This window comes from Pseudomonas viciae (genome assembly GCF_004786035.1).
GTDB classification, from domain to species: domain Bacteria; phylum Pseudomonadota; class Gammaproteobacteria; order Pseudomonadales; family Pseudomonadaceae; genus Aquipseudomonas; species Aquipseudomonas viciae.
In genome coordinates, this window is the sequence record NZ_CP035088.1 from 6226052 (window position 1) to 6242537 (window position 16486).

A 16486-nucleotide genomic window follows, 5' to 3' on the forward strand; every position below is an offset into this window, starting at 1 on the left:
AGCGCAGGCCATGCGCGCAGTGCCATATCGCCATCGTTCAAAAAACTTTCCTACTAGCCGACTAACGGTCGCCTGTCTCGGGCACCAAAGCGGCAAACGCAACTCTGACGGTCTGCTGACGCCAACCCTCCGCCGGATCTACGTGAAAAACGTTCGATCCCGTTTCCTCCTGGCGTCGGCGAAAGCGCGTCCTAGAGCCTTCGGCTGTGGCGTAAATCATTTCTTATGTACAGAAAGGATCCGAACATGGTCGATCTTGCAACCTGGAACTTGAGCATCCCCGAGGGCAGCCCGCCGAAAACCATTGAAACGCCTCGGCTGGTGGATGGGTTCAAGGATAAGTACTTCAACTCCGAAGGCAGCACGGTGTATTTCTGGTCACCGGTGACCGGCACCAAGACTGAAAACGCGGTCTATCCGCGCAGCGAATTACGAGAAGCCTATAAAGACGGCACTTTGCGCAACTGGCTGTACCCCGATGCCGACAATAAATTGAGCGCGACCCTGGTCGTCAACCAGGTGCCCAGCACCGGCAAGATCGTGATCGGTCAGATTCATGCCAAGGACAGCAGCAAACCCCTGGTGAAGCTGGAATACCAGTACAAGGACGACAGCAAGACCGGCAACATCGTCGCTAAAGTGCGCATGCGCCCCGATGACGACGAGGGTCGAGTCATCACAGTGGCCACTGGGGTGAAACTTGCCCAGTCCTTCAGTTACCGGCTCCACCTCGATCGTACCGGCGACCTGGGTATTACCGCGGCGGGTCGTAGCTGGTACACCACCATCAGCTCTACGTGGCGGGTCAAGCCGTTGTACTTCAAGGCTGGCGTGTACGTGCAAGACAACAGCGGCTATACCAGCGAAGGCGGGAAAGTGACGTTCAGCAAGTTGGATATTGATCACAACACTTAAAAAGTGCTTCCGAAAATCTCGTAGGAATTCACCCTTTGTGGCGAGGGGATTTATCCCCGCAGGGCTGCGCAGCAGCCCTCTCCTTTCGTCAGACCTACCGCATGCGCCGGTTTTTCGGTGGCTGCGCTCCAGAGCGGGGGCTAGCTCCCTGGCCACGAGGGCGCGGTGAGTTCTACAGGTCGATTTTGGCTTCGAAAATCTCCTCTATAGTTCGGTGGATCTGCTGGCTTTGGTCGGTGGGCAGGGGTTTCGCAGCCCCGGTGAGTTAGAATCACGACCGTCAAAAATCGGCGTAGGGATATCCTGCCTACGCTCGGCTTTTTATGGCGGCTGTGTGTGGGAGATCTTCGGGTCTGCCGGGTTTCTCTAACTCCTCGGTCTGCGAACCCGCACATGGCTGCCACCCAATTTGTTTCGCAGCAAACGGTGGCAAATACTTTTTCTTGAGTTAGAGGTTTGTCATGAAAGCCGAACAATTGCTCAGTCGCTTCACCCCTCTCACCCCGATCGCCACCACCCAACCTATTCTGTTCATCGACAGCACAGCCCCACTGACTGAGCTCCACGCCTGCGCCAGCGAACGCCTGCATGCCACCCTCGATTACCTGACGCTCATGGCCTGCGCCAGCCTGCGTGACTCGGCCGCCAGCGACTTCAACACCCTCACCAATGTCGCCCGGATCCTGGTCCAGGATGTCACCGATGTGTTTGGTGTCATTGAACAGCGCGGGCTTGAAGGGGAATAGAAATACCGTGTGTATATCCATTGCTGCGGTAACGGCTACTTAGGGTTCCGCCCTTACGGCGGGTCACTTTCGAAAAGCGCGAAAGTAACCAAAGCGCTCCTGCCCCACCACTCGGCACCTCGCCTAGGCTCGGTGTGCCCTCACTCCGGCATTGCTCCGTGGGCCCGCCGCGAAGGACCATCCATGGTCCAGCGCGGCTATCCCGGCATCCATGCCGGGATGCCCACTCCACAATGCCTGCGTTCGGCCATCGTGGTTAACGGGGCGCCAAAATCTACGTCCACCGCGAGGCGGCCTAGTAGCCGACCTGGCTCTCCTGGTCGTACACCCGTCAAATCTGTTTGAGCAGGACCTGTGGGAGCAAAGCTTGCTCGCGAGGCGGCCTGACAGCCGACCTGGTTCTTTCCGGAGGTATGCCAATCAGATTTTGTGGGAGCGAGCCTGCCCGCGAAGAGGCCGACACATCCAACATTTTCATCGACTGAACCAATGCCTTCGCGAGCAAGCCCGCTCCCACAGGAGAAACGCAGTCCCACCAAGAAACAGGTCGGCTATAAGGCCGCCTCGCGGTGGACGTAGATTTTGGCGCCCCGTTAACCACGCTGGCTGAACGCAGGTATTGGGCCGTGGGCATCCCGGCATGGATGCCGGGATAGCCGCGCTGGGCCATGGATGGCCCTTCGCGGCGGCCCACGGAGCAATGCCTTCGTTCAGGCATGCCGAGCCTAAGCGAGGCACCAAGTGGTGGGGCATAAAGCGTTTTGCTTACTTTTGCGCTTCTCAAAAGTGAGCCGCTGTAAGAGCGGAACCATAAGTAGCCGTTACCAAAGAAACGGATATACACACAAAACCCTGAAGCCCAAAAAATAAAAAACCCGCATCACTGCGGGTTCTTTAATAACGCGAAAGCTTAGTTAACCTTAGCGTTCAACTCACCTTTCAGATAACGCTGATACATCGCTTCCAACGAGATGGGCTTGATCTTGGAGGCGTTGCCGGCAGTACCGAACGCTTCGTAACGCGCGATGCACACGTCGCGCATGGCCGTCACGGTCGCGCCGAAGAACTTACGCGGATCAAACTCACTCGGATTGGTCGCCATCAAACGACGCATCGCACCAGTAGAAGCCAGGCGCAGGTCGGTGTCGATGTTGACCTTGCGCACGCCGTACTTGATGCCTTCGACGATTTCTTCAACCGGCACGCCGTAGGTTTCTTTGATGTCGCCGCCGTACTGGTTGATGATCGCCAACCACTCTTGCGGAACCGAGGAAGAACCGTGCATCACCAGGTGGGTGTTGGGGATGCGCTTGTGGATTTCCTTGATGCGGTCGATGGCCAGCACGTCGCCGGTAGGTGGCTTGGTGAATTTGTAGGCGCCGTGGCTGGTGCCGATGGCGATGGCCAGGGCGTCGACCTGGGTTTTCTTGACGAAGTCCGCGGCTTCTTCCGGGTCGGTCAGCATCTGGCTGTGATCCAGCACGCCTTCGGCGCCGATGCCGTCTTCTTCACCGGCCATGCCGGTTTCCAGCGAGCCCAGGCAACCCAGTTCGCCTTCCACCGACACGCCGCAGGCGTGGGCCATGGCGACGGTTTGCTGGGTGACGCGAACGTTGTATTCGTAGTCGGTCGGGGTCTTGCCGTCTTCGCCAAGGGAGCCGTCCATCATCACCGAGCTGAAGCCCAGTTGGATGGAGCGCTGGCAGACGTCAGGGCTGGTGCCGTGGTCCTGGTGCATGCACACCGGGATGTGCGGGAATTCTTCGATCGCCGCCAGGATCAGGTGACGCAGGAATGGCGCACCGGCATATTTACGGGCGCCGGCCGAAGCCTGGACGATCACCGGAGAGTCAGTCTTGTCAGCGGCTTCCATGATGGCGCGCATCTGCTCAAGGTTGTTGACGTTAAAGGCTGGAACGCCGTAGCCGAACTCGGCTGCGTGGTCCAGCATCTGACGCATGCTGATAAGTGCCATTAGTGTGTCTCTCCCGGTCGAGGGTCGTTAATCGTGCCAGCCTGCCGGAGCGGCGGCGGCTATTCAAGTCATTGCGGATCGGGGGTGGCCCCGGCCTGCGTGTTCGGTGTTGCAAAAATCTCATGTCTTGCACAGATCCCTGTGGGAGCGGGCTTGCTCGCGAATGCGGCTTAACATTCAACAGGGATGCAAGCTGACCCACTGCATTCGCGAGCAAGCCCGCTCCCACATCTGATCTATTTCCACATTAAATCTATGGTGTATCTGTTACTCGGCCTTGCAACCCCGGCCAATCAAGTCATTCGTGGCGACCCAATACACCAGGCCTTCCTCACCCTTGACGTGAAACGCCAGCATGTCATCGCTGTACAGCGAACCCGACGCGCCTGGTTCCTGCTTCAGGTGATAAACCTGCTCGGCACCGCCGAGGCGCACGTCGACTTCCTTGCGGGAATCGTCGGTATAACGCCAGAGCACCTTGGCCTGGCTGTCGCAGGTCCACGTTGTCCAGCCCTCTACTGAAGGCTCGGACGAACGAAACCGATCCAACTGCGCGCAACCGGCCAGCAACGCCAACGCCACAACGGCGATCAAGCCTTTCATCCGTGTTCCTCGACCGACAGCGCACGCCGCCAGCCATGAGTTAAGAGTCTGACCCGTCAAGGACAACCATGTTCCTTGGCCGGGGTTTGCGTCTCGTATTTATCCAGGCCATCCGGCCCCGAACGCTTGTTCAGCACCGGGTTGGTCTCGGCCTGCCAGTCGGCCTGGTAGCAGCCCTCTTCAGGCGCCGACGTCCCGGTTTCCGGGGCCGTGGCCTTCGGGCTGCTCGAACAGGCCACCAACAGCGTCGCCGTCAACAGCAACGTGAACGTCTTGACCATCAGAACACTCCTTTGCCTGATCAACGCAGCCTCAGGCCTTGGCCCGGCTTTCCAGGACTTCCACGGCCGGCAGCACTTTGCCTTCGACGAACTCGAGGAACGCGCCGCCACCGGTAGAAATGTAGGAGATCTGCTCGGCCACGCCATATTTATCGATGGCCGCCAGGGTGTCGCCGCCGCCCGCGATAGAGAACGCGCTGCTTTCGGCGATGGCATGGGCCAGTACTTTGGTGCCGTTGCCGAACTGGTCGAACTCGAACACACCAACCGGACCGTTCCACAGGATAGTCTGGGAAGATTTCAACAGTTCAGCGAAGTTGGCTGCAGTTTGCGGGCCAATGTCGAGGATCATGTCGTCTTCGGCCACGTCAGCGATCAGCTTGACGGTGGCGGTGGCGCTTTCAGCGAATTCCTTGGCAACCACCACGTCCACCGGCAACGGCACGCTGACCTTGGCGGCGATTTCACGGGCGGTGTCCAGCAGGTCCGGCTCGTAGAGGGATTTACCAACCGGGTGACCGGCCGCAGCGAGGAAGGTGTTGGCGATGCCGCCACCAACGATCAACTGGTTGCACACCTGACTCAGGCTGTTGAGCACGTCGAGCTTGGTGGAGACCTTGGAGCCGGCAACGATGGCGGCCATCGGCTGGGCCGGGGAGCCCAGGGCCTTGCCCAGCGCATCCAATTCAGCCGCCAGCAGCGGGCCGGCAGCGGCAACTTTGGCAAACTTCGCCACGCCGTGGGTCGAACCCTCGGCGCGGTGGGCGGTGCCGAACGCGTCCATCACGAACACGTCGCACAGGGCCGCGTACTGTTGGGCCAGTTCGTCGGCGTTCTTTTTCTCGCCCTTGTTGAAGCGCACGTTCTCGAACAGCACGACATCGCCAGCCTTCACGTCCACGCCGCCCAGGTAGTCGGCCACCAACGGCACTTCACGGCCCAGGGCCTTGCTCAGGTAGTCGGCGACAGGCTTGAGGCTGTTCTCGGCCGAGAACTCGCCTTCGGTCGGACGGCCCAGGTGCGAGCAGACCATCACGGCCGCGCCTTTTTCCAGGGCCAGCTTGATGGTCGGCAGCGAAGCCAGGATGCGCGCGTCGCTGGTGACAACACCGTCCTTGACGGGAACGTTGAGGTCTTCGCGGATCAGTACGCGCTTACCTTGCAGATCGAGGTCGGACATCTTCAACACGGTCATGGGTCGCAATTCCTGGATAACTGTTTAGAGAGCAGGTTTGTTAGAAGCAGCAAGCGAAGTCGCTGTTTGCAGATAATGTTCAGCAACGTCCAGCATTCGGTTGGCAAACCCCCATTCGTTGTCGAACCAGGCCAGGATGTTCACAAGCCGCGGCCCGGAAACCCGAGTCTGGCTGGCATCGACAATGGCCGAATGAGGGTCATGGTTAAAATCACAGCTGGCGTGAGGCAACTCGGTGTAGGCCAGCAGGCCTTTGAGCGGGCCGCTGGTGGCGGCTTCGCGCAGGATCCGGTTGATCTCGGTGGCGTCGGTATCGCTCACGGTCTGCATCGTAATGTCGAGGCAGGACACGTTGACCGTCGGCACCCGCACGGCTTTGGCCTGAATTCGCCCCGCAAGTTCCGGCAGCAGCCGTTCAATGCCACGCGCCAGACCAGTGGACACCGGAATCACCGACTGGAACGCCGAACGGGTGCGGCGCAAATCTTCATGGTGATAGGCATCGATCACCGGCTGATCATTCATCGCCGAGTGGATGGTGGTGATCGACACGTATTCCAGGCCAATGGCCTGGTCCAGCAGGCGCAACAGCGGCACGCCGCAATTGGTGGTGCAGGAGGCGTTGGACACCAGCAGCTCGGCGCCGGTCAGGCAATCCTGATTCACGCCATAAACGATGGTGGCGTCCACATCCGCTTCGCTGGCCATCGGCTGGGAGAACAGCACTCGTGGCGCACCAGCGGCGAGAAAACGCTGGCCGTCTTCGCGGGTGTGATAAGCACCAGAGCATTCGAGCACCAGATCGACGCCCAGGGACGCCCAATCGATGCCTTCGGGGGTGGCACTGCGCAGGACTTTCACGCAATCGCCATTAATATGCAGACAATCGCCCTCGACCCGCACTTCGCCGGGAAACCGGCCGTGGGTGGAGTCAAAGCGTGTCAGGTATTCGATGCTGGCCATGTCGGCCAGATCGTTGATCGCCACAATCTCGAACCCGGCCTTGGCCCCTCGCTCGAACAACGCACGCAAGACGCAACGACCAATCCGGCCGTAGCCGTTGAGTGCAACTTTGTAGGGACGCGGTTGGGGCATGGGGGTTCTCTGACCAGGGTGAATCCATGGAGTACAGCGCTGAATGTTCCGCAGTCATCGCGGGCAAGCCTTGCTCCCACAGGATGGCACTTTCCCAGTGGGAGCGTGCACATCCTGTGGGAGCAAGGCTTGCCCGCGATGGCGTCAGAACAGGCGATGCATTCCTGGACTTAGTCTTCCAGCAGCTCTTCAGCCTGACCCAGGATGTTTTCCAGGGTGAAGCCGAATTCCTCGAACAGCGCCGGCGCAGGCGCCGATTCGCCGTAAGTGGTCATGCCGATCACGCGGCCTTCCAGGCCCACGTACTTGTACCAGTAATCGGCATGAGCGGCCTCGATGGCGATCCGCGCGCTGACCTGCAGCGGCAATACCGCCTGCTTGTAGCCAGCGTCCTGGGCGTCGAACACGCTGGTGCACGGCATGGACACGACACGTACGTTGCGGCCCTGTTCGGTCAGTTTGTCGTAAGCCTGGACGGCCAGGCCGACTTCGGAACCGGTGGCGATCAGGATCAGTTCAGGCTCACCGATGCAGTCCTTGAGCACATAGCCACCACGGGTGATGTCGCCAATCTGGTCGGCATCGCGGTTCTGGTGCTGCAAGTTCTGACGGGAGAAGATCAGCGCCGATGGGCCATCTTTACGCTCGAGGGCGTATTTCCAGGCCACTGCCGATTCCACCGCATCGCATGGACGCCAGGTGTCCAGGTTCGGCGTGCAGCGCAGGCTTGCCAGCTGCTCGATCGGCTGGTGAGTCGGACCGTCTTCGCCCAGGCCGATGGAGTCGTGGGTGAACACATAGAGCACGCGTTTTTTCATCAGCGCCGACATGCGCACGGCGTTGCGGGCATATTCCATGAACATCAGGAAGGTCGCGCCGTAAGGCACCAGGCCGCCGTGCAGCGCCACGCCGTTCATGATCGCGCTCATGCCGAACTCGCGAACGCCGTAGTACATGTAGTTGCCGCTGGCATCTTCGGCGCTGACGCCTTTGCAGCCTTTCCACAGGGTCAGGTTGGAACCGGCCAGGTCGGCCGAACCGCCCAGCAATTCCGGCAGCAGCGGGCCAAAGGCGTTCAGGGTGTTCTGGCTGGCCTTGCGGCTGGCGATGGTTTCGCCCTTGGCCGCGACTTCAGCGATGTAGGCCGAGGCTTTTTCGGCGAAGTCGGCTGGCAGCTCGCCACTGAGGCGACGCACCAGTTCATTGGCCAACTCAGGGAATTCGGCGGAATAGGCGGCGAAACGCTGGTCCCATTCGGCTTCGAATGCACGGCCCTTTTCCTTGGCATCCCACTCGGCATAGATGTCGGCCGGGATTTCGAACGGGCCGTGGTTCCATTTCAACGCGGCGCGGGTCAGGGCGATTTCCTCGGCACCCAGTGGCGCGCCGTGGCAGTCTTCCTTGCCTTGCTTGTTCGGCGAGCCGAAACCGATGGTGGTCTTGCAGCAGATCAGGGTCGGCTGGGCGCTTTTGCGGGCCGTCTCGATGGCGGTCTTGATCTCTTCCGGATCGTGGCCGTCGACGTTGCGGATCACCAGCCAGTTGTAGGCTTCGAAGCGCTTGGGGGTGTCGTCGGTGAACCAGCCTTCGACTTCGCCATCGATGGAGATGCCGTTGTCGTCGTAGAAGGCAATCAGCTTGTCCAGGCCCAAGGTGCCGGCCAGGGAGGCGACTTCGTGGGAAATGCCTTCCATCATGCAGCCATCACCCAGGAACACGTAGGTGTGGTGATCGACAACGTTATGACCCGGGCGGTTGAACTGCGCGGCCAGGACTTTTTCTGCCAGGGCAAAACCCACGGCGTTGGCCAGGCCTTGGCCCAATGGACCGGTGGTGGTTTCCACGCCTGGGGTGTAACCGTATTCCGGGTGGCCCGGGGTGCGGCTGTGCAACTGGCGGAAGTTCTTCAGGTCATCGATCGACAGGTCGTAGCCGGTCAGGTGCAGCAGCGAATAGATCAACATCGAGCCGTGGCCGTTGGACAGCACGAAGCGGTCACGGTCGGCGAAGGCTGGGTTGCTCGGGCTGTGCTTGAGGTAATCGCGCCAAAGCACCTCGGCGATATCCGCCATACCCATAGGGGCACCGGGATGGCCGCTGTTGGCTTTCTGCACGGCATCCATGCTGAGGGCACGAATGGCATTGGCACGCTCACGACGGCTGGGCATCGCTGATCTCCTGCGGGAATTGAATCGAGAATGAATAAAACGAAACTGAAAAAAGGCGAGCATTTTCCCTCACCCACCCGCCTGGGGGCAATGACAGATAGTCATCCAAAGGCGTTTTTCCGGTGGATAAAGTCCCTTTCTTCAAGTGAAACCTTTCCGCTGATGGGTTGTAGAGTCGAGCACGCTCTGGGAAGTGCCATTTATCGAGCAATATCAAAACTTTTTGATATTGACCTTGCGATGATCCATACCCCTCTCTAGACTGCCGCCCTATGAACTTACGCGTGCCTTCCATTCGCCATGACGATTGCGATGAGCTGGCGGCCCTTTGCAAGGCCGGCGGCGATCCGTTGCGGCTCAATGTATTGCGCGCCCTGGCCAACGATTCGTTCGGCGTGCTGGAACTGGCGCAGATCTTCGGCATCGGCCAGTCCGGCATGAGCCACCACCTCAAGGTCCTGGCCCAGGCCGACCTGGTGGCGACCCGCCGCGAAGGCAACGCGATTTTCTACCGCCGCGCCCTGCCCCACACCGATCTTTTGGGTGGCAAGCTGCACGCCGCGTTGTTGGAGGAAGTGGACGAACTGAATCTGCCCACCGACGTGCAGGGACGCATCGCCCAGGTGCATGGGCAGCGGGCCGCCGCCAGCCAGGACTTTTTCGCACGGGTGGCCGAGAAGTTTCGTGCCCAGCAAGACCTGATCGCAGGATTGCCGCAATACCGTGAGAGCGTCGTGGCGCTGCTCGATAAATTGAGCTTCGAGCCCAGCGCCACCGCCATCGAAGTCGGCCCCGGCGACGGCGCGTTTTTACCGGAACTGGCGCGGCGCTTCAGCCAGGTGACGGCGCTGGACAACAGCCCGGCCATGCTCGAACTGGCGCGCCAGGTGTGCGAGCGCGAAACCTTGGCTAATGTCAGCCTGCAGCTGGCCGATGCCTTGGACGGTGTGAGCCTGCAGGCCGATTGCGTTGTATTGAACATGGTGCTTCACCACTTCGCCGCACCGGCCGACGCACTCCGGCACATGGCCGGCTTGCTGCAACCAGGCGGTAGCCTGTTGGTGACAGAGTTATGCAGCCACAACCAGAGTTGGGCCAGGGAGGCCTGCGGTGATCTCTGGTTGGGGTTTGAACAGGACGATTTGGCCCGTTGGGCCACCGCTGCGGGCCTCGTGCCCGGGGAAAGCCTCTATGTAGGCTTACGTAATGGTTTCCAGATCCAGGTCCGCCATTTTCAGCGACCGGCTGGCGACACTCACCATCGGTAACTTGTAGGAAAACATCGAGATGAGCGAATACTCCCTTTTCACCTCCGAGTCCGTGTCTGAAGGGCATCCGGACAAAATCGCCGACCAGATTTCTGATGCGGTGCTGGACGCCATCATTGCTGAAGACAAGTTCGCCCGCGTGGCGTGCGAGACTCTGGTGAAAACGGGCGTGGCGATCATCGCCGGCGAAGTCACCACCTCGGCCTGGGTCGACCTGGAACAGATCGTTCGCGACGTCATCCTGGGCATCGGCTACAACAGCTCCGACGTCGGTTTCGATGGCGCGACCTGCGGCGTGATGAACATCATCGGCAAGCAGTCGCCCGACATCAACCAAGGTGTTGATCGTGCCAAGCCTGAAGATCAGGGCGCCGGCGACCAGGGCCTGATGTTCGGCTACGCCAGCAACGAAACCGACGTGCTGATGCCAGCCCCGATCACCTTCTCGCACCAACTGGTTCAACGCCAGGCCGAAGCCCGTAAATCCGGTCTGTTGCCTTGGCTGCGCCCGGACGCCAAGTCCCAAGTGACCTGCCGTTACGAAGGCGGCAAGGTGGTCGGTATCGACGCCGTTGTACTGTCGACCCAGCACAACCCGGAAGTGTCCTACAAAGATCTGCGCGAAGGCGTGATGGAGCTGATCGTCAAGCACGTACTGCCTGCCGAGTTGCTGTCCAAGGACACTCAGTTCCACATCAACCCGACCGGCCAGTTCATCATCGGCGGCCCGGTGGGCGACTGCGGCCTGACCGGTCGCAAGATCATCGTCGACAGCTACGGCGGCATGGCCCGTCACGGCGGCGGCGCGTTCTCCGGCAAGGATCCATCGAAGGTTGACCGCTCGGCGGCCTATGCAGGTCGTTATGTCGCCAAGAACATCGTGGCTGCCGGCCTGGCCGAGCGCTGCGAGATTCAGGTGTCCTACGCCATTGGCGTCGCCCAGCCTACGTCGATCTCGCTGAACACCTTCGGCACCGGCAAGATCAGCGATGACAAGATCGTCAAGCTGGTTCGTGATGTGTTCGACCTGCGTCCATACGCCATCACCACCATGCTCGACCTGCTGCACCCGATGTACCAGGACACAGCAGCCTACGGTCACTTTGGCCGCACGCCGCAAACCAAGACGGTCGGTGACGATACCTTCACCACCTTCACCTGGGAAAAAACCGACCGCGCCGACGCCCTGCGCGCCGCTGCCGGCCTGTAAGGCCTGCTGTACGAAAAGCCCCTGGCGACCTCGTTGCCAGGGGCTTTTTCATGCCCGTGTTGTGGCGAGGGACCATCGAACTCAAGATCGGCGGGCCACCAGCAAAAACGAAGCCGCACTGGCCAGCAACCCCGCGCACATCCGATTGAACAGACGCTTGCCACTGGGCCGGGCAAACAGCCGCCGCGCATAAATGCCCATGTAGCAATACAACCCGATGGCGATGCACTCCAGCGCCAGGAACAGACCACCCAGCACGGCGAACTGCTGGGTAACGGTGCCCGCACGGTCGACGAACTGTGGCAGGAACGCAGTAAACAACAGGATCGCCTTCGGATTGCCGATCGCCACCAGGAATTCCTGGCGCGCCAGGCTGGTCATGCTCATCGACGTGACCGTTGCCTCGCCGCCCGCCTCGGGCTGCGCCCGCCACAACTGCACGGCGAGGTAGAACAGATAGCCGGCACCGACGAACTTGATCCCCAGGAACAACAGCTCCGAGGTGTGCAGCACAGCGGTCAGCCCTACTGCAGCCAAGGCAATCATGATTGCAAATGCCAATAGCCGACCGATGCCGCCGCTGCACGCCCGGACGAAGCCATAACGCGAGGCGTTACTGATGGACAGCAGGTTGTTCGGCCCTGGCGCCATGTTCAGCGCGAAGCAGGCCGGAATGAAAACGGCGAGGGTTGTCAGGTCCATCGGGGGCGCTCCTGGCAGAGGCGAATCGAAGGTCCATTCTGCACCGGCCTTTGATCGGTTCAAGGGACAGTTGCACGGCTAAATCACGCCGCACTGTACCGCCGCACCTTCGCCATCAGACGTTGCAAAATCCGGTAACGCTCCAGGCCTCGCACCTTGCGCCACAGTGGCTAGCCTTCAAGCACACCACCAAGCAAGGATGCTTCGATGCTGCCGTTACTCCGTACAATCGCCTGTTTCATGTTCATCGTTTCCCCCGTCCTCGCCACGCCCTGCCCCGATTGGCCCACCGAACGCGCCCAGGCGGAGATCATCGCGCTGCAGCAGCAAATCGACGCCTGGGATGACACGTATCACCGTCTCGGCCGCTCACTGGTAGCCGACGAACTGTACGATCAGTCCCGCCTGCAATTGGGCCAATGGCGCAGTTGTTTCGGTCTTGACGCACCAGGCAACCCTTTACGCTCGGCGGGTGGGAAGGTGCCGCACCCTGTCCTTCATACCGGCCTGGACAAACTGAAAGATGCCGATGCCGTGAAGGCCTGGTTGCACGGCCGGGCGGACGTCTGGGCCCAACCGAAAGTCGATGGTGTAGCGGTGACCCTGATTTATCGGGAGGGTCGCCTGCACCAGGCGATCAGCCGCGGCGATGGCGTCCAAGGGCAAGACTGGACCTGGGCGGTGCACAAGATCAGCAGCATCCCCCAACGGCTGCGCCAGCCTTTGGACCTGCTCGTTCAGGGCGAGCTGTACTGGCGACTGAACGCCCATGTCCAGGCCGCCAACGGTAGCCTCAACGCCCGGGCGACCGTGGCGGGCCTGATGGCGCGCACAAACCTGACCGCGCAAGAGGGCACGGACATCGGCCTGTTTGTCTGGGACTGGCCCGAAGGACCGGACACCTTGCCCGAGAGGATGGCCGCGCTAAGTGAGCTGGGCTTCGCTGACACCCTCGACTACAACCAGCCCGTCCAGACATTGACCGAGGCCCAACACTGGCGCGACCACTGGTATCGCACACCGCTGCCATTCGCCAGCGACGGGATCGTCCTGCGCCAGAGCCGCCGCCCACCCGCCGACCGCTGGCAGGCCAGGGCGCCGTTCTGGAGCATGGCCTGGAAATACCCGTACGCCCAAGTCCTGGCCGAGGTGCGCAAGGTGCGTTTCAACGTCGGCCGTACCGGGCGCATCACGCCCGTGCTGGAGTTGGAGCCCGTCATGCTCGACGACCGGCGAATCCGCCGGGTGAGTGTCAGTTCCCTCAAGCGCTGGGAGGAGATGGACATCCGCCCGGGCGATCGAGTCGCCATCAGCCTGGCCGGGCTGACCATTCCACGCCTCGACAGCGTCGTGCTGCGCAGCGTCGAGCGCCGGGACCTCAACGCCCCGACGGCAGCCGATTATCACTTCTTGAGTTGCTGGCAACCCACACCCGGTTGCGAAAGCCAGTTCCTCGCGCGCTTGAATTGGCTTAGCGGCAAGCACGGACTAGCCCTGCCCCATATAGGCCCGGGTACCTGGGAAAAACTCCTGGCCGCCGGCCAACTCGACGGATTACTCGATTGGTTGACCCTCGATGCCGCCGAGCTTGCTAACATTGCCGGCTTCGGCGAGCGCAGCAGCGCCCGCCTGCTCGCCAGCTTGCACAGTGCTCGGCAACGCCCTTTCGAGCAATGGCTCAAGGCCCTTGGCCTGCCGCCTGTCGGTCAAGCCCGACTGGAAGGGCCGTGGCAGAAGCTGGCCGAGCGCAACACCGAGCAATGGCAAGCCGAAGCCGGCATCGGGCCGGGACGCGCCGAGCAATTGAGCGCTTTCTTCCGCGACCCGCAGGTGTTGGCTTTGAGTGAAGTATTACGCACTGCCGGGGTCGACGGTTTTTGACTCAAACTCCGCGCAGTTGAACCCAAGGGGCAAACGTGCGTTCCAACAGCGCATCTGTACCGACCGCTCGCGAGCTTTTTTACGGAGTTGCTATGAATTTCCTGTCCCCCGTAGCCCTGCTGGTCTTATGCAGCGCCATGGCCGCCCCTTTACTGGCGGACGAGCAGACGCCGGAGCTCACTGGCTGTGCGGCCAAGCGCCAGGGCATCATCAATCAGATCGAACTGGCCAAATCCCGTGGCAACAACGACCAGCAGGCCGGGTTGGAAACAGCGCTGAATGAAGTCACCACCCATTGCACCGACGCTTCCTTGCGCAAGGAGCGTGAAAACAAAGTGCTCGACGCCAAACATGAAGTCAGTCGGCGTCAGGCCGACCTGGAAAAAGCCATGAAAAAAGGCGACTCGGAGCGGATCAACAAACGCAAGGAAAAGCTGGCGGCCTCTCGCAAGGAACTGCAGGAAGCGGTGGATGAGCTGGATAAGTGAACATTGAAAAGATCGCAGGCTTCGCCAGCGCCTACAGGTTGAATGCAATCCCCTGTAGGCGCTGGCAAGGCCTGCGATCTTTCAAGGGATATCAATGATCCCGAAATTCTTTATGACAGGCACTGCACGCATCTTCGACCTTCTGCACCGCTGGCCCGAGGTAGCTGGCCTTGTAGGGCTGGACTTTGCTGGCGACCACCAATTCACCGGTGGCGGTTTCAAGACTGCGGGCCAGGTCCTGGAAACGCGTCTGTTGTTGCCAGACCGCATCCCTGGCACTGGTGTGGTCTTCCTCGCGTACTTGCGGGAAGTGTTTCCACGGTTCGCGGGAGAGTTGATCCAGTTGCGCCGCGCCCTCGGCGAAGCGCGCGCCGTCGAACGGAACGCGACCGCGCAGCATGCCGCCCAACTCTTCGTTGGTCTTGAGCATCTGCTTGAAAATCGCCTTGCGCTGGCCCAGGGGAGAATTGGGATCGACGCCACCACAGGCGGACAGCATCAGGCAGGCCAGTACTGCCATGGAAAATCGTTTTACAAACATCTTGGCCTCGGGACAGGGAACGGCGGTTAGTATCCTCGGGTCATCGGTAAAGACCAATGACCCTATCAACAATACGGGTTGTTTGAGTGCCTGACAGCGCTCGAATGACTGCAAAGGAAATCTTCATGAACAGCCGCTTCAAGACCTGGCACAAAGGCCTGGCATTGACCCTACCGTTGATCGCAGTGCTGGCCGGCTGCAATCGCGGTGACAAGGTCGAAGAGCCTCAAACCCACGCCCTCGCCACGTATGTCAGCGCGCCGTGGGAAGCCTTGCCGTCGGTGTCCGATGAAGACCTGCTGGCCGGTTTCGGCTCCTGGCGCAGCGCTTGCACCCGGCTCAAGGCTGATGCGACCTGGGGTCCGACCTGCGCGGCAGCGGCCAATGTGCCGCAGACCGCCCCGGATGTGCGCAATTTCCTGAAACAGAACCTGGACGTCTATGGCCTGCGCTCAGGAGACAACAGCCCCAACGGCCTGATTACCGGCTACTACGAGCCGGTCTACCCCGGCAGCCTCACCCAGACAGCCACCGCGAATATTCCGGTCTACGGCGTGCCGGACGACATGATCATTGTGTCGCTGGACAGCATCTACCCCGAACTCAAGGGCAAACGCCTGCGCGGTCGCCTCGAAGGCCGGGTACTCAAGCCCTACGACGACGCGGCCACCATCGAAACCAACGGGGTGAAAGCACCGGTGATTGCCTGGCTGACCGACCCGATGAACCTGCAGTTCCTGCAAATCCAAGGCTCGGGTCGCATCCGCCTCAATGACGGCCGCCAGTTGCGCATCGGCTATGCCGACCAGAACGGCCACCCTTACCGGCCCATCGGGCGCTGGCTGGTCGAACAGGGCGAACTGAAGAAAGAAGACGTGACCATGGGTACCATCAGTGCCTGGGCCAAGGCCAACCCGAACCGGATTCCCGAATTGCTGGGCAGCAATCCCAGCTACGTGTTTTTCAACCGCAACCCCGACAGCAACGAAGGCCCGCGGGGCTCATTGAATGTGCCACTGACCGCTGGCTACAGCGTGGCGGTGGATCGCAAGGTGATTCCACTGGGCAGCCTGTTGTGGCTATCGACCACGCGCCCCGATGGCAGCGCATTGAACCGGCCGGTCGCCGCCCAGGACACCGGCGGCGCAATTGCCGGCGAGGTGCGCGCGGACCTGTTCTGGGGCACGGGCGAAGCGGCGGGGCAATTGGCCGGGGACATGAAGCAACAGGGGCAGATCTGGATGTTGTGGCCCAAGGGCGCGGCGTTGCCGCAAGTGCCGCAGGTGGCGAATGCGGTTAGCGCCAATCCCTGAAGATGGGCTGACTGTACCGGCCCCCATCGCGAGCAAGCTCGCTCCCACAGGGAATCTCAGTGAACACCTGTTTTGTGTACACAGCCGATCCAATGTGTGGCCAGC

The 16486-nt window shown here is 60.9% G+C and carries 16 protein-coding genes; 8 read left to right on the plus strand and 8 right to left on the minus strand.

The window, feature by feature from the left end:
* Window positions 1-246 precede the first annotated feature (246 nt).
* Together EPZ47_RS27730 and EPZ47_RS27735 are read left to right on the plus strand one after the other, a co-directional pair.
* Window positions 247-915, plus strand: a complete 669-nt coding sequence (locus EPZ47_RS27730) for a polysaccharide lyase family 7 protein (RefSeq protein ID WP_135847569.1) — start codon at window positions 247-249, stop codon at window positions 913-915.
* A gap of 461 nt (window positions 916-1376) precedes the next feature.
* Window positions 1377-1661: a fructose-bisphosphate aldolase gene (locus tag EPZ47_RS27735; RefSeq protein WP_135847570.1), complete on the plus strand. Its 285-nt coding sequence runs from the start codon at window positions 1377-1379 to the stop codon at window positions 1659-1661.
* A 910-nt stretch (window positions 1662-2571) separates the two neighbouring features.
* Here the strand turns inward: EPZ47_RS27735 and fba are convergent.
* The 6 genes from fba to tkt all read right to left on the minus strand — a co-directional run bounded on the left by fba (window position 2572) and on the right by tkt (window position 8978).
* Window positions 2572-3636, minus strand: a complete 1065-nt coding sequence (gene fba / locus EPZ47_RS27745) for a class II fructose-bisphosphate aldolase (RefSeq protein ID WP_003177554.1) — start codon at window positions 3634-3636, stop codon at window positions 2572-2574.
* A 267-nt stretch (window positions 3637-3903) separates the two neighbouring features.
* Window positions 3904-4239 carry an MliC family protein gene (locus tag EPZ47_RS27755; protein ID WP_135847572.1) on the minus strand — a complete coding sequence of 112 codons (336 nt, stop codon included), beginning with the start codon at window positions 4237-4239 and terminating at the stop codon, window positions 3904-3906.
* 56 nt (window positions 4240-4295) lie between these two features.
* Window positions 4296-4520, minus strand: coding sequence for a hypothetical protein (locus EPZ47_RS27760; RefSeq protein WP_135847573.1), 225 nt, complete (start codon window positions 4518-4520; stop codon window positions 4296-4298).
* Window positions 4521-4551: 31 nt separating this feature from the next.
* On the minus strand, window positions 4552-5715 hold the full coding sequence (locus EPZ47_RS27765; protein ID WP_135847574.1) for a phosphoglycerate kinase: 1164 nt from the start codon (window positions 5713-5715) through the stop codon (window positions 4552-4554).
* A gap of 24 nt (window positions 5716-5739) precedes the next feature.
* Complete coding sequence (gene epd, locus EPZ47_RS27770; protein ID WP_135847575.1) at window positions 5740-6810, minus strand: erythrose-4-phosphate dehydrogenase; 1071 nt, start codon at window positions 6808-6810, stop codon at window positions 5740-5742.
* A 170-nt stretch (window positions 6811-6980) separates the two neighbouring features.
* Window positions 6981-8978 (minus strand): transketolase, encoded by a 1998-nt coding sequence (tkt, locus tag EPZ47_RS27775; protein WP_135847576.1) that lies wholly within the window; start codon window positions 8976-8978, stop codon window positions 6981-6983.
* A gap of 30 nt (window positions 8979-9008) precedes the next feature.
* Here tkt and EPZ47_RS27780 point away from each other — a divergent pair, with 30 nt between their 5' ends.
* The 3 genes from EPZ47_RS27780 to metK are packed head-to-tail and all read left to right on the plus strand — an operon-like array spanning window position 9009 to window position 11456.
* A complete protein-coding gene (locus tag EPZ47_RS27780) occupies window positions 9009-9239 on the plus strand; it encodes a hypothetical protein (protein ID WP_135847577.1) in 231 nt (76 codons plus the stop codon).
* 11 nt (window positions 9240-9250) lie between these two features.
* Window positions 9251-10246, plus strand: a complete 996-nt coding sequence (locus EPZ47_RS27785) for an ArsR/SmtB family transcription factor (protein ID WP_135847578.1) — start codon at window positions 9251-9253, stop codon at window positions 10244-10246.
* Window positions 10247-10265: 19 nt separating this feature from the next.
* Window positions 10266-11456, plus strand: a complete 1191-nt coding sequence (metK, locus tag EPZ47_RS27790) for a methionine adenosyltransferase (protein ID WP_135847579.1) — start codon at window positions 10266-10268, stop codon at window positions 11454-11456.
* Window positions 11457-11537: 81 nt separating this feature from the next.
* On the opposite strand, the gene EPZ47_RS27795 is transcribed toward metK, so the two are convergent.
* Window positions 11538-12158: a LysE family translocator gene (locus EPZ47_RS27795; protein WP_135847580.1), complete on the minus strand. Its 621-nt coding sequence runs from the start codon at window positions 12156-12158 to the stop codon at window positions 11538-11540.
* A 207-nt stretch (window positions 12159-12365) separates the two neighbouring features.
* Between EPZ47_RS27795 and ligB the strand changes: the two genes are divergently transcribed.
* Both ligB and EPZ47_RS27805 read left to right on the plus strand, forming a co-directional pair.
* Window positions 12366-14039 (plus strand): NAD-dependent DNA ligase LigB, encoded by a 1674-nt coding sequence (gene ligB / locus EPZ47_RS27800; protein ID WP_135847581.1) that lies wholly within the window; start codon window positions 12366-12368, stop codon window positions 14037-14039.
* 92 nt (window positions 14040-14131) lie between these two features.
* Window positions 14132-14527, plus strand: a complete 396-nt coding sequence (locus EPZ47_RS27805) for a DUF1090 domain-containing protein (RefSeq protein WP_135847582.1) — start codon at window positions 14132-14134, stop codon at window positions 14525-14527.
* A 91-nt stretch (window positions 14528-14618) separates the two neighbouring features.
* Here the strand turns inward: EPZ47_RS27805 and EPZ47_RS27810 are convergent, their stop codons facing one another.
* On the minus strand, window positions 14619-15068 hold the full coding sequence (locus EPZ47_RS27810) for a c-type cytochrome (RefSeq protein WP_135847583.1): 450 nt from the start codon (window positions 15066-15068) through the stop codon (window positions 14619-14621).
* A gap of 125 nt (window positions 15069-15193) precedes the next feature.
* On the opposite strand from EPZ47_RS27810, the gene mltA reads away from it, so the two are divergent.
* Window positions 15194-16381, plus strand: a complete 1188-nt coding sequence (mltA, locus tag EPZ47_RS27815; protein ID WP_135847584.1) for a murein transglycosylase A — start codon at window positions 15194-15196, stop codon at window positions 16379-16381.
* Window positions 16382-16486 lie beyond the last annotated feature (105 nt).